Below are 16050 nucleotides of genomic sequence, written 5' to 3'. Positions count from 1 at the left end.
GTGCCAGATGCTGCGCCAGCGCCTGGAAATATTTGCAAGTCATTGAAAATAAAGGAAAAAACGTGCTTTTGACCATGGCCTGCCGTATTTTGTTCAGCACTCAGACCGGGTGCGCTGTCTGGTGCTGCAAAACACATTTACGACGACTGTCTGGAATGACCCATCACATGATTGGCAAGCTTCACTTGGCGAAGTGATGCGATCTGCCACGGTTCATGAGCTGGCGTTTAACTTAGGTCTGGAAACGAATGCCTTACCGATGCATCGGGGTTGGTCTGCCAACTGCAGCAATGGCCAACTTGCCAGAGCGCTATCGTCTGGAACGACGACCAACCTTGTTGTCAGCGGTTACGACTGACTGTTGAATGGAGCCGAACTGAGCTGCCGACAAGCAGCCTGTCGTGAGCGACTTTTTACGCTGCAATGTTGACGATCCGACCGGAAAGCTGATGTCTGCCGCCAGGCCTCGCCGCTGAAGGCCCCGCGCCTCCCGCTCCGTCTTGAACTGACCCTAAATTGGCCAACGGTGTCGACATCCAGCGCCGCGCGCACTTAGCGCATCAGGTTTAAGTATAAAATGTTCACGATCATGGACGTAATTAAAATATATAGCCATAATGTCTATCATCATGAACAAATTAAGACTCCCTGCTGACCTCGGTAAGGCCATCGCCAAGTACCGGGAGGACAACAAGCTCTCGGCGGTTGCCATCTCTGCAAAGGCCGGGCGCAGTCGAACCGTGCTCCACAAGCTTGAGCGCGGGGACGATGTGACGGTGGCCTCCCTATTCAACATCCTGCGCGCCATGGGCCTTTGCCTGAGCCTGCAGAAGGCGGGCATGCCGACCCTTGAGGAAATGCAGCGCCGGTTCGCAGACGAGGCCGATGACGATGCTGCCTGAACGAATCCGCCTGCTCGATGTGGATGTGAACGGTTCGCACAGCGGGCGGCTTGCGCACGCATCGACCTTCACTTTCGACTACAGCCGCGACGATCCGGGCCAGCCCGGCGTGTCTCTGCTCATGCCTGCGAGCATCCTGCACTTTGACGGCGGCGGAGCCCTGTTCCCGGCCATGGACATGAACCTGCCCGAGGGTTACCTGTTCCAGCAGATTCGCGAATTCTTCCCCAAGCAGACCATTACCCCGATGCACCTGCTCGCCCTCATGGGCAACAACGGCATCGGGCGGCTGGGCTACCGGCTCCCGGATGCGCCGAGCCCCACATTCTCTTCGGTGGTCAACAAGGCCGACCTGCTGTCCAGCGGCAACGGCCCGGTCCTTTTTCAGGGCCTGATGCGCGCGTACCTGTCCACTGGCGCGGGCATCTCGGGCATCCAGCCCAAGATCATGGTGCCTGACCGGGCCACGGTGCCGGTGCCCACGCTGATCGTGAAGATGGCGGCTGAACGCTATCCCGGCCTGTCTGCCAACGAGTTCCTGTGTCTGAGCGCTGCCCGCGAGGCGGGGATCAAGGTGGCGCCGTTCGACCTTTCCGAGGATGGTTCGCTGCTGGTGATCGAGCGTTTCGACCTTGCGCCCGATGGCTCGCGCCTGGGGTTTGAGGATGCGGCCTCGCTCATGGGGCAGCGGGTGCGCGACACGTTTTCAGATCGAAAGTATCACGGCAGCTACGAGCGCATCGTGACCGCCTTGAAGTTGATCAACCTGCCGGACGCTGAACTGGCGCGCTTCTTCGAGCAGGTTGCTTTCACGGCGATGGTGCGCAACGGGGACGGTCACCTCAAGAACTTCGGGGTTCTTTACAGCGGCGTCGATGATGTCCGCTTGGCCCCCATGTTTGATGTGGTGAGCACCTCGATCTACAAGTACCAGCGCTACGATGGTGGCACTGAGTTGGAGGATCACACGATGGCTCTCAAGCTCTTTGCGGGTTCCAGGGGATCAAAGATCTACCCCTCTCCTGGGGACTTGCTGGACTTCGGGCGGCGGGTCTGCGGGGTCTCCAATCCCCGCGCGGTGATCGAACGCATCGCCCAAGGCTTGACGCAGTCGCTCTCCCAGTGCCGCACCGACCACCGCATCTCGAAGCAGTTGCACGCTCAGATGAGCGCTGCGTGGGAGCCGGGTCTGGTTCTGGCCAAAGAGATCGCCCGTGGCGCTTAAATACCGCTTGCATAGGTTGCTCGGGACCCGGCTGGGCGCGCGCGTCTCGGGCGGGGTGCGCGGTGTTGATGCGTATGGCAGAATCTTTTGGAATTTCCGCCCCCTTTTTCACGTCATTTAACTTCGACTTCAGACCATGGCATCACTTGATTTCGAATATGAAGAGTTGGAATTCAAAGCCTTCCATGCTGCCCATGCGTCTTTGCTGAAGACCCTCTGTGACGGCCTGCAACTGAAAATCGCGGGCCTGCTTTATGGCCACCCGGGGCTGCAGATATCGAAGATTGAAGGTCGAGTCAAGGACCGCGATGAGTGCATCCGGAAGTTTTCCGGCAAGTACCGCAACGCGCTGGAAGAGCAGAACCAGCTCTTTGCCATCAAAGACCACATCACCGATCTGCTCGGCATTCGGATCGTTTGCCTGTACGAAGATGAAATCAGGCAAGTCGCGGATCTGGTACGACCCAGCTTCGGCGTCATCGAGATCACCGACAAGATCGCCAAGGTAGAGCAGACCGACGACTTTTTCGGCTACAAGGGCCTTCACATGGACTTGGCCTTCAGCACGGCCGATGTGGGTATTGCGGTCGACACGATCTTGCCGGTGAGGCAGTTCGAGTTGCAGGTGCGCACGATCATCCAGGACTCCTGGAGCGTGCTGGACCACAAGATCAAATACAAGAAGTCCATCCCAGGGTCGCTAAAGCGCCGCATCAACGTGCTGTCTGCGCTCTTCGAACTGGCCGATCGTGAATTTCGCCAGATCCGCGATGAGACTGAGGCCGGTTTGCAGTCCGCGCCCGATGAAACCGCCTTGCAAGACTCCCCCATTGAGACGCCGGTGCTGGCGCAGGAGGGCTATGTCAAAGGTGAGCTGAATGCATTCACCTTCCTCAAGATTGCGAATCACTTTTTCAAGGATTTCACCTTCGAGCCCTACAAGGTCGACACCTTTGTGGAAAGTATCAAGGATTGGTCGCCGGACATCACGCGCACTGAGTTCAATTCAATCGTGCGGCAAAAGATCGGGGTGGTGAAGCGCTATAAGCAGTTCTTTGAAGAGCGCAACGAGAACCTCAATTTCAACCCGTACACGGTGATCCGCCATTGCCTCTACCTGGGCGACAAAGCGGTCTTCAACCGCGCTTTGCGAAAGACAGCGCAAGAGGCCTTCGATGCCTGGCTGGCACAGAACACGCCCATCGAAAAGTGCGCTGAGGCCTGACCGTCGGCGAAGTGGCGTCGGCTTCGATGACCGCTGCACCTGCACCGGACCAATTGCTGACGGTCAAAGTTCGAGTGAACCTTATGACGGACAGATATTGCGTTCGAACTTACGCCACATGTGTAACTTGGAAATGAAGTCCGTTCCGACTGCGACAGCATAGGGTTCCAAACCAAACTGAATAAAGCCGTTCCGCTCGTAAAGAGCCACAGCGGCACGATTCCCGTGAGTGACCGTGAGCTGAACCAGCATGACGTTGGACCTGGAACTTGCGTAAGAGAGTGCGTGTTTCAGTAACTTGCCGCCCAGGCCCATTTTTCGAAAACGGGTGGGGACATACATACCAAATAACGAGGCCTTATGGCGTGTTTTCTCACGGTTTTCAAATGAAAGGCCTACCGCTCCGGCGAGTTCTCCTTCGACAAGGCACCCAAAGACAATCTCATCCGGTTCACCTGCCTCCGAAAGCCGTTGCTTCCACCAAGCCAACGGCAGAGAGGCTCGCTCACCAACGCTCGATGTAAAGGCGTCGGGGTGCCGCTCATAGGCTTCCAACATGAGAGCTCTATATTCCACGGCGTTCGGTGGAGTGAGCCGAACAGGGTTCACAACAACAGGCCCAGCTGCAATATCAGGCGACAGCACTCTATCTCCCGAACGTGGCAACCGCCCCGAAAACCACGCCAAATTTGGTTTTTCATACGACTTCCTCCGACAGACACTGATGCAAGAACACATATTTTGCAGCAGGTCTTCGTCCACAAATTTTGCGAACATTCGAATACCCAGTTTGCGATGCGCTCATGTCCTGAGTCCCCCATCAGATACGCCGGCTTGCCCAACCAAACCAGCGCCCCCAAGTTCGCCAACCCTGCCAATTGCAGCCATGCAATGCAAGGAGCAACATGGAAAAGTATCTTAAAACGATACCCATCATCGAAATTAATCAGACTTGAATTGATATCCAAGCCTTTTCAACGCCGCATCGCCAACACTTGAGGCCTTGTTCAACAACCCTCAAGGAAAACCATGCAAACCCCAACCCCAGTTCTGATTCACCGCGACTCCAAAGCCTGGACCCTTCAGGTCTGGGTGTCGTTTGCCCTGGCGGTATTTTTGTGCGGCGTGGGCCTGGCCTATTTGCCGGGCAAGGACCTGGACCGCACCTTCATGGTGATGGGCTATTTCTTCTGCCTGTCGGCCGCCTTTGTGCTGGCCAAGTTTGTGCGTGACAACGAGAGAGCGCAGGGCGACGGCCGTGTCGCCGACACGCCGATGTTCCGGGTCGTGGTGTGGGGTGGCTTCTTTCTGGCCATGGCCCTGACCGGCTGGGGCCTGATGCGCATGGAAGTGAACGACACCTACAAAGCTTTCTTGGGTGTGAGCTGGCTGTATTTGATCAGCTGCACTTTCACGCTGGCCAAGACGCTGCGCGATCGGCATGAAGCCGACCTGCGGGATGCGGCATCCGAATAAACGAATAACTTTTCCAGGAACTGATCATGAAAAACAAATTTGCTACTTATTTAATAGCTGCTTGCGCTGCTATGACGGGGGCTACAGCCTCATTTAATGCACAAGCACAGAGCGAGGCCTCGGCTTTGAGTGCGGTGTCGGCGATGCCACTGGCCTCGGTGGTGGTGGGCGCCAGTGCGGTGGCAGGCGCGGTGCTGGTCGTGCCGGTGGCGCTCTCCACGGCCGGGGCGGTGCTGGTGGTCAAGGCGGTAGAGGTGTCGGCGCGGGGAACCGTCTATGTGCTGGAGCGGGCCTCGGACGGGGCGGCTGTCAGCGTCGAGGTGCTGGGCAAGGGCGTGGCCGGGGCTTCGGTGGTGGCGGGCACCGTGGCGACGGTCAGCGTCATCGGTGCCGGGGTGGTGCTGTCGGTGGCGGGCGAGGTGATTGCCTTCATCCCCAATGCGCTGGGCCGTGCCCTGTTGCACAACGAGCGTGTCACGTACTGAACGCCGCACAGGACTGAACCATGAATTACTTCAAGCATTTCTGTGCCGTGGCCGTGCTGGCCGGGGCTGTGTTGCTCAGCCCGCTGGCCCACGCCGGCCGCTCGTGCGCGGCACCGCAGCCGCCCCGCGCGGAAACAGTGGAACGCGGCCTGAAGCTGGCAGAACGCACGCTCAAGGCCCTGGACAACAGCGGCGCGCAGGTGGTGCTGCTGGCGCGCGCCGGTCAGGACCTCGGCAAATATGGCCTGCGCTATTCGCATCTGGGTCTGGCGTATCAGCAAAGCGATGGCCACGGCGGCCATGTGTGGCGCGTGCTGCACAAGCTCAACCAGTGCGGCACGGCCGAGTCGGCGATTTACCGCCAGGGTCTGGGCGAGTTTTTTCTGGACGACCTGTGGCGTTTCGAGGCCGCCTGGGTCGTGCCCACCCCGGACGTGCAGCGCCGGCTGCTGGCCTTGCTGCAGGACGAGCCGCGTGCCATCAGCCTGCACCACAAGCCCTACAGCATGGTGAGTTACGCCTGGGGCCTGAAATACCAGCAGTCCAACCAGTGGGCGATTGAGACCCTGGCGCTGGCCATGGCCCCCGAGATGACGGCGAAGCGGGCCACGCGGGCGCAGGCCCAAGCCTGGCTGCAGGGCCAAGGCTACCAGCCCTCAGTGTTGAAGATTGGTGCCGTGACCCGGCTGGGTGCGCGCGTCTCGGCCGCCAATGTGGCGTTTGACGACCACCCCAACGAGAAGCGTTTTGCCGACCGGATCGAGACCGTGACGGTGGACTCGGTGTTTGCGTGGATGCCGCGTGCGGGCCTAGGTCAGGCGCCGGTGGCGCTGGCGCCCTGATTCGTCAAATCCCGCGCGCCCGCTCCACCTTGAATTGCGCCCGGAACTGGCCGAAGCTGCCGGCGTCCAGCGCCTCGCGCACTTCGCGCATCAGGTTCAGGTAGTAGTGCAGGTTGTGGATGCTGGCCAGCATGGGGCCGAGCATTTCGCCGCAGCGGTCCAGGTGGTGCTGATAGGCGCGGGAGAAGCCGTCGCGGCCCCCGTCGGCATACGCAACGCCCGATGCGCCGGCGCAGGCGTGGCAGGTGCAGCTGGGGTCCAGCGGTTGCTCGTCCATTTTGTGGCGGGCGTTGCGGATTTTGAGGTCGCCAAAGCGCGTGAACAAGGTGCCGTTGCGCGCGTTGCGCGTGGGCATGACGCAGTCGAACATGTCTACGCCTTGCGCCACGCCTTCCACCAGGTCTTCCGGCGTGCCCACGCCCATCAGGTAGCGCGGCTTGTGTGCGGGCAGCTGGTGCGGCGTGTGCGCCATGATGCGCAGCATCTCGTCCTTGGGCTCGCCCACGCTCACGCCGCCGACGGCGTAACCGGGGAAGTCCATGGCCACCAGTTGTTCCAGCGACTCCTGCCGCAGGTGCTCGAACATGCCGCCCTGCACGATGCCGAACAAGGCGTTGGGGTTCTCCAGCTTGGTGAATTCGGCCTGGCAGCGCTTGGCCCAGCGCAGGCTGAGTTCCATGGAATAACGCGCCTCCGCCTCGGTGGTGAGCTGGCCTTTGGTCTTGGGCTCGACCGAAATATAGGGCGTGCATTCGTCAAATTGCATGACGATGTCGCTGTTGAGCACGGTCTGGATTTGCATCGAAATCTCGGGCGTCAAGAACAGCTTGTCGCCGTTCACGGGCGAGGAGAACTTGACGCCTTCTTCCGTGATCTTGCGCATTTCACCCAGGCTCCAGACCTGAAAGCCGCCCGAGTCGGTCAGGATCGGTTTGTCCCACTTCTCGAACTTGTGCAGGCCGCCAAACTGCGCCATCACGTCCAGCCCGGGGCGCATCCACAGATGGAAGGTATTACCGAGGATGATTTGCGCGCCCATTTCTTCCAGGCTGCGCGGCATCACGCCTTTGACGGTGCCGTAGGTGCCGACCGGCATGAAGATGGGGGTTTCGACCACGCCATGGTTGAGGGTGAGGCGGCCACGGCGGGCGTGGGTGCCTGGGTAGGCGTCTTGCGCCGCGTCGGTTGTGAGAAGGTCAAATTTCAGCATGGGCGCTATTGTCTTTCATGCCCGCACCTGGCTTCAGATCTCAAAATGGTGGCGCACCCGGTCTTCCAGCAGTTGGCGCGCATCGTTTTCGCCAATGTGGGCGAGGCGGTCGAAGGTCTTGCGCGCCATCGGGCGAAACACCGCCATGACGGCGGGATCGAAATGGCTGCCGGTGTCTTTCTCCAGAATCGCCATGGCGGCCTCAAAGCCCATCGGTTCCTTGTAAGGGCGCTTGGAGCACAGGGCGTCAAACACATCGGCCACGGCGAAAATCCGCGCCGCCAGCGGGATCGCCTCGGCCACGAGCCGGCGCGGGTAGCCGGCGCCGTTCCATTTTTCGTGATGGGCGGCGACCACGGCGTTGGCGCCATCAAGCCAGCCCATGCCGGTGACGATTTCTTCGCCCTGGGCGACGTGGGTGCGCATGATGTCGAACTCGGCCTCGTCGAGCTTGCCGGGCTTGAGCAGAATGGCATCGGGGATGCCGATCTTGCCCACGTCATGCAGAAAACTGCCGGCAATCAGCGCCTGCATCGCGCTGCCCGTGACCCCCATCTGCTCGGCAATGCTGGCGGCAATCCAGGCCACGCGGTAATTGTGGGCGCCGGTATCGGAGTCGCGCTTGGCAATGGCGCGCCCCAGCGCTTCCATCATGGAAATATGCGAGTCGAGCACCTCGCGCGCCTTGCGTTCGTTGTCGGCCGACAGATGCACCACCACCGGGTAAAGCGCGGCGCCGCAGAGCAGGGACGCCAGGCAGACCATCCAGGCCACGGTCAGGGAGCTGGCAAAAATCTGGTCCTTCTGCCAGGCCGGGACCACGCGCACGCCCTCGAAATAGCCGGTAATGGGCAGGCGCATGTCGGTGGCTGAATCGCGCAGGGGCACAAACACCCGCAAGGCCCAGGCATCGCCCGGCAGGCGCAGGCTTTCGTACGACTCGGTGCTGTAGCCCGGCGCGCCATGTTTCGGCAATGACGCCTCCACCGCGGCGCCTTCCGGGGTCAGCGATTCGGCCAGCTTGCGGCCTTGCTGGTCGTAGATCTCGGCAATGTCAAACATGCCGCCAGAAATGGTTTTCGCCGCCATGGCTGCATGTGCCGCGGCCTCCGGGCCGGCGAGATTGATGGCGTCGAAGTGGTGCAGCAGCCGCCCGGATTCTTCGATGGCCAGCGAAACGACGCTTTCCTCGGCACTTTCGCGTGCGACGAACCAGGCCACCGGGCTGGCCAGTGAGGCCAGCAGCAGGCTCACAGCCGCGATGCGAATGGCGGTGCGCTTTTGGAAGGTGTTCACGGTCTCGGTGCCTCAGATGTCAGCTGGCAATCCGGGACTGGCGCGCCAGCAACATCGCGTCGCCATAGCTGAAAAACCGGTATTCCGCCGCAATGGCGTGACGGTACAAATCCATGATGTGCTCATAGCCGGCAAAGGCGCTGACCAGCATCATCAGGCTCGATTTGGGCAGGTGAAAGTTGGTCACCAACAGGTCAATGAGTTTGAATTCAAAGCCTGGCGTGATGAAGATGCGCGTGTCGCCCGAGGCCTGGCCGGTCTGCGCCCAGGACTCCAGCGTGCGCACGGTGGTGGTGCCGACGGCGACGATGCGGCCGCCGCGCGCGCGGCAGTCGGCAATCGCCTGCTGCGTGGACAAAGGCACGTCGTACCACTCGCTGTGCATCTGGTGCTCGGCCAGGTTCTCGGTTTTGACCGGCTGGAAGGTGCCCGCGCCTACATGCAGCGTGACGTGGGCGCGCTGTGCCCCCGTGGCGTCGATGGCTGCCAGCAAGGCCTCGTCAAAATGTAGCGCGGCGGTGGGGGCAGCGACGGCGCCGGGGTTTTTGGCAAACACGGTCTGGTAGCGCGCCGCGTCCTCGGTGGAGTCGGCGTGGGTGATGTAGGGTGGCAGCGGCACATGGCCGTGAAGTGCCATCAAAGTGTGGGGGTCGTCGCCCGCGTCGTTGGAGAGCACAAAGCGGAACATGGCGCCCTCCGCGTCGGGCCAGCGGCCCAAGAGCGTGGCGCGCAGGTTGTCGTGCGTGCCGGGCGCGCCGACCAGGGCCACGGTGGTACCGACTTCGGGTTTTTTGCTCACCCGCATGTGCGCCGCCACCTGGTTGCCGCCGAGCACCCGCTCAATCAGCAGCTCCAGCTTGCCGCCGGTCGGCTTTTCACCGAACAGGCGGGCGTTGATGACCTTGGTGTCGTTGAATACGACCAGATCGTCCTGGCGCAGCAGGGTCGGCAGCTCGCGAAAAATGCGGTCTGCCGGCGTCGCGCCGGTGCCATCGAGCAGGCGCGAGCCGCTGCGCTCGGGGGCGGGGTGCTGGGCGATGAGTGCTTCGGGCAGTTCGAAGTCGAAGTCGCTGAGGGTGAAGGGGCGCATGGCGCCGGGTAAAGAAGTGGTCATAGTGCTTGAGGGTCGGACAAACCCGTGCCAAGTTGGTAGAAGCTGGGGATTGTCGCAGCCCGAAACCGATGAGGCGTCAGGTAAGGCACAATCAATTTTCGCAGCGCATCAATTTGGAGTTTGATATGAACAGAATTACGCTGGAGCCTGGAAAACGGGGTGGCAGACCTTGCATACGTGGGTTGCGCATTACGGTTTACGACGTGCTTTCCATGTTGTCGAGCGGGATGTCGCAACAGGAAATACAAGACGATTTTCCGGAGCTTACTGCCGAGGACATTCTTTCCGTGCTGGCCTATGCCGCCGACAGAGAACATCAAGTTGTCTCGCTCAGAGCGCAATGAAGCTGTTGCTTGATGAGAATCGTTCGCGGCGATTGGTGCCGTTTTTGCAACATGACTATCCCGGTAGCAACCAGGTGGTTTTGCTTGGCATGGAGTCGGCGTCAGACAAAGAAGTGTGGCAAAAAGCCAAAGACGATGGTTACGTGATCGTCACCCGTGACGCAGATTTCCAGGAGTTGTCCCTGGTTTGGGGCCAGCCCCCGAAGGTCATTCGCCTCAAGACCTTGAATCAGTCCCAGGCGGCCACATTGAAGGTCCTGATTGAGAACAGGGACGCCATCACAGAGGCGCTCGTGAGCAACGATCTGGCATCTGTGGAAATCATTCCCGGGTAAGCGCTTTGCCAGCGGCACTTGCCAGAAAGGTCCGCTGAAGCGGGCAAAATCAAGCGCATGACCGACGCCCCCCCTGAAACGGCCAAGCCCAAGCCCCTGAGTGGCCCGCAAAAAGCCCTGCGCAAGCTGGGTCTGGTGCGGGCGATCGACCTGGCGCTGCACCTGCCGCTGCGCTACGAGGATGAAACCCGCATTGCCCGGCTGGCCGATGTGCGCGAGGGCGAGGTGGCGCAGGTCGAGGGCGTGGTCACTGCCTGCGAGGTGAAGATCTCGGGTCATCGTCAGCTGCTGGTGACGCTGGACGATGGCTCCGACACCTGCTTGCTGCGCTTTTTCAGTTTTTATCCGTCGATGCAAAAAGCGCTGGCGGTGGGCAGCCGGATTCGGGCGCGCGGCGAAATCCGCGGTGGTTTCATGGGGTTCACGATGATGCACCCGGCCTACCAGCCGGCCGGTGGCGAGCTGCCGGCCGCGCTCACGCCTATTTACCCGACAGTGGCCGGTTTGCCGCAGACCTACCTGCGCCGGGCCGTGCAGGGCGGCTTGGCGCGGGCTGAGTTGGTAGACACGATTCCCGCCGAATATTTAAGAGAAATTGGCCTGCAGCCCTCGTGGAATATGCGGGAGGCGCTATCGTTTTTGCATCACCCCACGCCGGACGTCCTGCTGGCCACGCTGGAAGACCACAGCCATCCGGCCTGGCAGCGGCTCAAGGCCGAGGAGTTGCTGGCGCAGCAGTTGTCGCAGCTGCAGGCCAAGCGCGAGCGCGCGCTCTTGCGCGCGCCGGCGCTGGTGCCCAGTGGCCCAGCGTCATTGATCCGGCCCGACGACGACTTGAGCGCTGATCCTGACCCGGTCGAAGGTCTGGACCCCTCGCCCGCGCACCGTCTGCCGCTGCACGAACAACTGCTCGCGGCGCTGCCGTTTCAGCTCACCGCCGCGCAGCGCCGCGTCAGCGCGGAGATCGCGCACGACCTGGCGCGTCCGGTGCCCATGCACCGCCTGCTGCAGGGCGATGTCGGTTCCGGCAAGACCGTGGTGGCGGCGCTGGCGGCGGCCATCTGCATCGAGGCCGGCTGGCAGTGCGCGCTGATGGCCCCGACCGAAATCCTGGCGACCCAGCATTTTGGCAAGCTGGTGAGCTGGCTGGAGCCGCTGGGCATCAAGACCGCTTGGCTCACCGGTAGCCAGAAAACCAAAGAGCGGCGCGAGATGCTGGCGCTGATCGAGAGTGGCGAGGCCGGCTTGGTAGTGGGTACGCACGCCATCATCCAGGCCAAGGTGGTGTTCAAAAACCTGGCGCTGGCCATCATCGACGAGCAGCATCGTTTCGGCGTGGCGCAACGGCTGGCGCTGCGCAGCAAGCTCACGAAACAAATAGAAAATTCCGAGCCCCTGGAATCGACGCGTCATGGTGAGCGCAGCGCGGCCATCCAGGGCGTCCCTGCGGCCCCGCTCGAACCGCATCTGCTGATGATGACGGCGACCCCGATTCCGCGCACGCTGGCCATGAGTTATTACGCCGATCTGGATGTCTCCACCATCGACGAATTACCGCCGGGGCGCACGCCCATCATCACCAAGGTGGTGAACGATGCGCGGCGTGAGGAGGTAATCGAGCGCATCCGCGCCCAGCTGGCGGAAGGACGGCAGGTTTACTGGGTCTGCCCGCTGATTGAGGAAAGCGAAGCGCTGGACCTGCGCAACGCCACCGAGACGCACGCGCAGCTGAGCGCCGCTTTGCAGAACGATCTGGCGCCGAATGGCGCGCCGGTGCTGGTCGGGCTCTTGCACTCGCGCATGCCGGTGGCCGAGAAGAAGGCGGTGATGGCCTTGTTCACCCGCGGCCGCATGGGTGTATTGGTCAGCACCACGGTGATTGAGGTCGGGGTCGATGTGCCCAACGCTTCGCTGATGGTGATCGAGCATGCCGAGCGCTTTGGCCTGAGCCAGTTGCATCAGTTGCGCGGCCGGGTCGGGCGCGGCGCGGCGGCCTCGGCCTGCGTACTGCTGTATTCCACCGGCGACGCGCCCCGCCTAGGCGAAGTCGCGCGCGCCCGCCTGAAGGCCATGGCCGAGACCAACGACGGTTTCGAGATCGCCCGGCGCGATCTGGAGATTCGCGGCCCTGGCGAATTTCTGGGCGCGCGCCAATCGGGCGCGGCGATGCTGCGTTTTGCCGATCTGGCGACCGACACCGCGCTGCTGGCCTGGGCGCGCCGCCTGGCCCCGGTGATGCTGGACCAGCATCCCGCGCTGGCCGCGCAGCACGTTATGCGTTGGCTGGGCGGGAAGGCGGAGTATCTGAAGGCTTAGCCTGTACGCGACCCGGCACCAGCGTGGAGGCCGTGACCGGCCCCTTGGCATGGCGCTGGTTGTTGCAGAGGTCGTGGCTGATGGCCAGGTTCTCCAGGTGGCTGTTGCCGCCCTCGCTCAGCGGCCGGATGTGTTCCAGCGTGGCGGCGGCGGGCAGCACATGTTCGCCGCAGACCCAGCAGGGCACCAGGCCGTGCAGTTGGCGCGCCACCGTCTTGTAGATCTTGTCGCGGGAGAGGGAGAGTTTGCTCATGGCGGCGCGCGCCTGATCACGGCGTGAGCGCCGCCAGCTGCGCTTTGAGTGCCGCATTCTCGGCGCTGAGCTCGGTGATGGTTTGGCGTAGCCGGGCAATCACGCCTTCGGGGGTTTCAGGCTCGGTGCGAGCCACGGCCCGGTTTTCGCGCACCTGACGCGCGGCTTGCTGCAGTTCTTTCTTGCCGCCGGCTGCCGCCGCCACTTGCGCTTCGACCGGCAGCGAGGCGACGGTGGCCGCTGTATTGATGGAAATCGTGCCCGACTTCACCGCCGCCACCAACTCGGGCGTGGCCGATTTCTGGATCTTTTCAATCTGGCTGATGGTGTTGCTGCTGATGCGCGCCGCCTTGGCGAGGGCCTCGCGGCTGCTCATGGGTTCGGGCGCGGCGGGCGTTGGCGTCGATGGGGCGGGCTCGGCCGCAGCCTCGGCAGGCGGGGCCGGCATGCGCGCGGCCAGGATGTCCTTCCTGCGCAAGGCCAGCACGCCGCGCTGGAAGTCCGACACGCTGCGCCGTCCCAGGTGCTGCTCGATCATCCACAGGTGGACCTCGTCGAGGGAGGTGAAGCGGGTGTTCTGCACGGTCTGGAAGGGGATGCCGTGCTTGCTGCAAATGCCGTAGCGGTTGTGCCCGTCCACCAGCACCTCGCCCCACAGCACCAAGGCGTCGCGGCAGCCCTCGCTGAGCAGGCTGCGTTCCAGTGCCTCGTGTTCGTCGGGGGTCAGCGGATCGATGTAGGCAAGCAGTTCTTCGTTGACCGTGATGTTCATGGGGCGGCAGGCAAGGTAATGGCAGGGGGGCCATTCTAGAAGACCTCGGCCGCACGTTTCCCGCCTCGAAGTTACAAATCAGCTTATGCTTGAGCCACCATGCTGCGCCTGACCCAAGCCCCGAATCTGGCGATCGCCACGCTGTGGGCCGATGCGCTCGCCGTGGAGGGCATCAGCGCCAGCGTGCAGCGCCAGTACCTGGCCGGCGTGGCGGGCCAGCTGCCACCGGACCAGTGCCTGCCCGAGGTCTGGATTGAGCACCCGATGCAGGAGGCGCGGGCGCGGACCCTGCTGCATGACCTGCAGCATGTGCCGCAGCACCGCTGGCTCTGTACCTGCGGTGAACTGGTGGAAGGCGGCTTCGAGCAGTGCTGGAACTGTGGCGCGCTGATGCCGCCCTGAGCGCTTCAACCCATCCCCTGGCCAAGTCCCCATGTCCAAGGTCCGCATCATGCTTCTGACCGCGCTGGCGATGCTGGCCTTCGCCGGCAATTCGCTGCTGTGCCGGATGGCGCTGAAACACACCAGCATCGACGCCGCCAGCTTCACCACGATTCGACTGCTGTCCGGCGCGATCATGCTGGCGCTGGTGGTGCGTTGCCGTCGCGGCCCGTCCGCCGGTGGAGGCAACTGGCCCTCGGCGCTGGCTTTGTTTACCTATGCCGCTGGCTTTTCTTTTGCCTATGTCAGCCTGTCGGCGGCCACTGGCGCGCTGCTGCTGTTCGGCGCGGTTCAGGCCACGATGATCGCCTATGGGGTCTGGCGGGGCGAGCGTTTGCTGAGATGGCAGCTGCTCGGTTTCGTGCTCGCCCTGGGCGGGCTGGTGGGTCTGATGCTGCCGGGTCTGGCGGCTCCGCCGCTGCCCAGCGCCCTCCTGATGCTGGGCGCCGGCGTGGCCTGGGGTGTTTATTCCTTGCGTGGCAAGGGGGTGAGCGATCCCACTGGGGTAACGGCGGGCAATTTCCTGCGCGCCGTCCCGATCACGGCCGTCCTGAGCCTGCTCATGCTGAACCCGGTTGCGCTGGACCGGGCCGGTATCGGCTACGCCGTGGTGTCGGGCGCGCTGGCGTCCGGCCTCGGTTATGCCATCTGGTACCAGGCGCTGCCCGCCCTGAAAGCGACCCAGGCCGCGACCGTGCAGCTCAGCGTGCCGGTGATCGCCGCCTTGGGCGGCATTGCCTTTCTGGGTGAGCCCCTGAGCTGGCGCATGGTGCTGGCGTCGATGGCCATTCTGGGCGGCATCGCGCTGGTTATTCTGGAAAAGAAGCCGCAGGTAGGACAATAGCGCCATGACGCTGACTGAACTCAAATACATTGTTGCCGTGGCCCGGGAGCGGCATTTCGGCAAGGCCGCCGACGCCTGCTATGTGTCGCAGCCCACCTTGTCGGTGGCGGTCAAGAAGCTGGAAGAGGAGCTCGACGTCAAGCTCTTCGAGCGCAGCGCCAACGAGGTGTCCGTGACCCCGCTGGGCGAAGAAATCGTCCGCCAGGCGCAATCGGTGCTGGAGCAGGCGGCCAATATCAAGGAAATCGCCAAGCGCGGCAAGGACCCGCTGGCCGGCGCGCTCACGCTGGGCGTGATCTACACCATCGGCCCCTATCTGCTGCCCGATCTGGTGCGCCAGATGATCACGCACACGCCGCAAATGCCGCTCATGCTGCAGGAGAACTTCACCGTCAAGCTGCTGGAGATGCTGCGCACCGGGGAAATCGACTGCGCCATTCTGGCCGAGCCCTTCCCGGATGCCGGGCTGGCGGTCGCGCCCTTGTACGACGAGCCCTTTCTGGCGGTGGTGCCCAGCCATCACCCGCTGGCGGCGCAGGATACGGTGACCACCGAGGAACTCAAGCGCGAGACCATGCTGCTGCTGGGCAGCGGCCACTGTTTCCGCGACCATGTGCTGGAGGTGTGCCCGGAGTTCTCCCGCTTTACCAGCAATGCCGAGGGTATTCGCAAGAGTTTTGAAGGCTCGTCGCTGGAAACCATCAAGCACATGGTGGCCGCTGGCATGGGCGTCACCCTGGTGCCGCGCCTGAGCGTGCCCAAGGAAGCCCTGGCACCCAAGCCCCGGCGCAAGCGCGATGAAGATGCTTTCGTGAAATACCTGCCCTTCGCCGGCGACCCGCCGACGCGCCGTGTGGTGCTGGTCTGGCGCCGCAGTTTTACCCGTTACGAGGCGATTGCGGCGCTGCGCAATGCCATCTACGCCTGCGAGTTGCCGGGCGTCCATCGTTTGTCCTGATCGAGGAGTTCG

The 16050-nt window shown here is 62.6% G+C and carries 19 protein-coding genes; 13 read left to right on the top strand and 6 right to left on the bottom strand.

Translation table 11 applies throughout. The features are described 5' to 3' along the window. From C5P05_RS34700 to C5P05_RS24890, 4 genes are all read left to right on the top strand, one after another. Nucleotides 1-197, top strand: a 197-nt coding sequence (locus C5P05_RS34700) for a hypothetical protein (RefSeq protein ID WP_232834656.1), incomplete at its 5' end; no start/stop codon positions are given. A gap of 432 nt (nt 198-629) precedes the next feature. Further along, complete coding sequence (locus C5P05_RS24900) at nt 630-902, top strand: helix-turn-helix domain-containing protein (protein WP_232834655.1); 273 nt, start codon at nt 630-632, stop codon at nt 900-902. Further along, nucleotides 886-2127 carry a type II toxin-antitoxin system HipA family toxin gene (locus C5P05_RS24895; RefSeq protein WP_232834654.1) on the top strand — a complete coding sequence of 414 codons (1242 nt, stop codon included), beginning with the start codon at nt 886-888 and terminating at the stop codon, nt 2125-2127. Before C5P05_RS24900 ends, C5P05_RS24895 begins: the two co-directional genes overlap by 17 nt. A gap of 136 nt (nt 2128-2263) precedes the next feature. Continuing rightward, nucleotides 2264-3352, top strand: a complete 1089-nt coding sequence (locus tag C5P05_RS24890; RefSeq protein WP_114972550.1) for a GTP pyrophosphokinase — start codon at nt 2264-2266, stop codon at nt 3350-3352. Between the two features lie 81 nt (nt 3353-3433). Here C5P05_RS24890 and C5P05_RS24885 read toward each other — a convergent pair whose 3' ends face one another. Beyond that, nucleotides 3434-3928, bottom strand: coding sequence for a GNAT family N-acetyltransferase (locus tag C5P05_RS24885; RefSeq protein ID WP_269813966.1), 495 nt, complete (start codon nt 3926-3928; stop codon nt 3434-3436). Between the two features lie 453 nt (nt 3929-4381). Here C5P05_RS24885 and C5P05_RS24880 point away from each other — a divergent pair, with 453 nt between their 5' ends. Genes C5P05_RS24880 through C5P05_RS24870 form a run of 3 tightly spaced genes read left to right on the top strand, consistent with a single transcriptional unit; the run spans nt 4382 to nt 6155 of the window. After that, the gene (locus tag C5P05_RS24880; RefSeq protein WP_114972549.1) at nt 4382-4828 is read left to right on the top strand and encodes a YiaA/YiaB family inner membrane protein; all 447 of its coding nucleotides are present in this window, start codon (nt 4382-4384) and stop codon (nt 4826-4828) included. A gap of 26 nt (nt 4829-4854) precedes the next feature. Further along, entirely contained in the window at nt 4855-5313 is a 459-nt protein-coding gene (locus tag C5P05_RS24875; RefSeq protein ID WP_114972548.1) for a hypothetical protein, read from the top strand. A 20-nt stretch (nt 5314-5333) separates the two neighbouring features. Then, nucleotides 5334-6155 (top strand): DUF2145 domain-containing protein, encoded by an 822-nt coding sequence (locus C5P05_RS24870; protein ID WP_114972547.1) that lies wholly within the window; start codon nt 5334-5336, stop codon nt 6153-6155. A 4-nt stretch (nt 6156-6159) separates the two neighbouring features. On the opposite strand, the gene tgt is transcribed toward C5P05_RS24870, so the two are convergent. The 3 genes from tgt to queA are packed head-to-tail and all read right to left on the bottom strand — an operon-like array spanning nt 6160 to nt 9751. Continuing rightward, nucleotides 6160-7365: a tRNA guanosine(34) transglycosylase Tgt gene (gene tgt, locus C5P05_RS24865; protein ID WP_114972546.1), complete on the bottom strand. Its 1206-nt coding sequence runs from the start codon at nt 7363-7365 to the stop codon at nt 6160-6162. Nucleotides 7366-7398: 33 nt separating this feature from the next. After that, on the bottom strand, nt 7399-8661 hold the full coding sequence (locus tag C5P05_RS24860; RefSeq protein ID WP_114972545.1) for an HD-GYP domain-containing protein: 1263 nt from the start codon (nt 8659-8661) through the stop codon (nt 7399-7401). 19 nt (nt 8662-8680) lie between these two features. Next, the gene (queA, locus tag C5P05_RS24855) at nt 8681-9751 is read right to left on the bottom strand and encodes a tRNA preQ1(34) S-adenosylmethionine ribosyltransferase-isomerase QueA (RefSeq protein WP_114972544.1); all 1071 of its coding nucleotides are present in this window, start codon (nt 9749-9751) and stop codon (nt 8681-8683) included. A 149-nt stretch (nt 9752-9900) separates the two neighbouring features. On the opposite strand from queA, the gene C5P05_RS24850 reads away from it, so the two are divergent. The 3 genes from C5P05_RS24850 to recG are packed head-to-tail and all read left to right on the top strand — an operon-like array spanning nt 9901 to nt 12770. Continuing rightward, nucleotides 9901-10119 (top strand): DUF433 domain-containing protein, encoded by a 219-nt coding sequence (locus tag C5P05_RS24850; RefSeq protein ID WP_198674857.1) that lies wholly within the window; start codon nt 9901-9903, stop codon nt 10117-10119. Beyond that, on the top strand, nt 10116-10454 hold the full coding sequence (locus C5P05_RS24845; protein WP_114972543.1) for a DUF5615 family PIN-like protein: 339 nt from the start codon (nt 10116-10118) through the stop codon (nt 10452-10454). The genes C5P05_RS24850 and C5P05_RS24845 overlap by 4 nt, the downstream gene beginning before the upstream one ends. A 57-nt stretch (nt 10455-10511) precedes the next feature. Continuing rightward, nucleotides 10512-12770, top strand: coding sequence for an ATP-dependent DNA helicase RecG (recG, locus tag C5P05_RS24840; protein ID WP_114972555.1), 2259 nt, complete (start codon nt 10512-10514; stop codon nt 12768-12770). Here the strand turns inward: recG and C5P05_RS24835 are convergent. After that, a complete protein-coding gene (locus C5P05_RS24835) occupies nt 12727-13023 on the bottom strand; it encodes an HNH endonuclease (RefSeq protein WP_114972542.1) in 297 nt (98 codons plus the stop codon). The genes recG and C5P05_RS24835 overlap by 44 nt on opposite strands. 16 nt (nt 13024-13039) lie before the next feature. After that, the gene (locus C5P05_RS24830; protein WP_114972541.1) at nt 13040-13795 is read right to left on the bottom strand and encodes a hypothetical protein; all 756 of its coding nucleotides are present in this window, start codon (nt 13793-13795) and stop codon (nt 13040-13042) included. A 99-nt stretch (nt 13796-13894) separates the two neighbouring features. Between C5P05_RS24830 and C5P05_RS24825 the strand changes: the two genes are divergently transcribed. Genes C5P05_RS24825 through C5P05_RS24815 form a run of 3 tightly spaced genes read left to right on the top strand, consistent with a single transcriptional unit; the run spans nt 13895 to nt 16038 of the window. After that, the gene (locus C5P05_RS24825; protein WP_114972540.1) at nt 13895-14197 is read left to right on the top strand and encodes a DUF2007 domain-containing protein; all 303 of its coding nucleotides are present in this window, start codon (nt 13895-13897) and stop codon (nt 14195-14197) included. A gap of 31 nt (nt 14198-14228) precedes the next feature. Further along, on the top strand, nt 14229-15080 hold the full coding sequence (locus C5P05_RS24820) for a DMT family transporter (RefSeq protein ID WP_114972539.1): 852 nt from the start codon (nt 14229-14231) through the stop codon (nt 15078-15080). Nucleotides 15081-15084: 4 nt separating this feature from the next. After that, complete coding sequence (locus tag C5P05_RS24815) at nt 15085-16038, top strand: LysR substrate-binding domain-containing protein (protein ID WP_114972538.1); 954 nt, start codon at nt 15085-15087, stop codon at nt 16036-16038. The last annotated feature ends 12 nt before the right edge of the window (nt 16039-16050 follow it).

The organism is Rhodoferax ferrireducens, from assembly GCF_003347515.1.
Classification (GTDB): domain Bacteria; phylum Pseudomonadota; class Gammaproteobacteria; order Burkholderiales; family Burkholderiaceae_C; genus Rhodoferax.
This window is presented reverse-complemented; position numbering and strand designations above follow the sequence as displayed.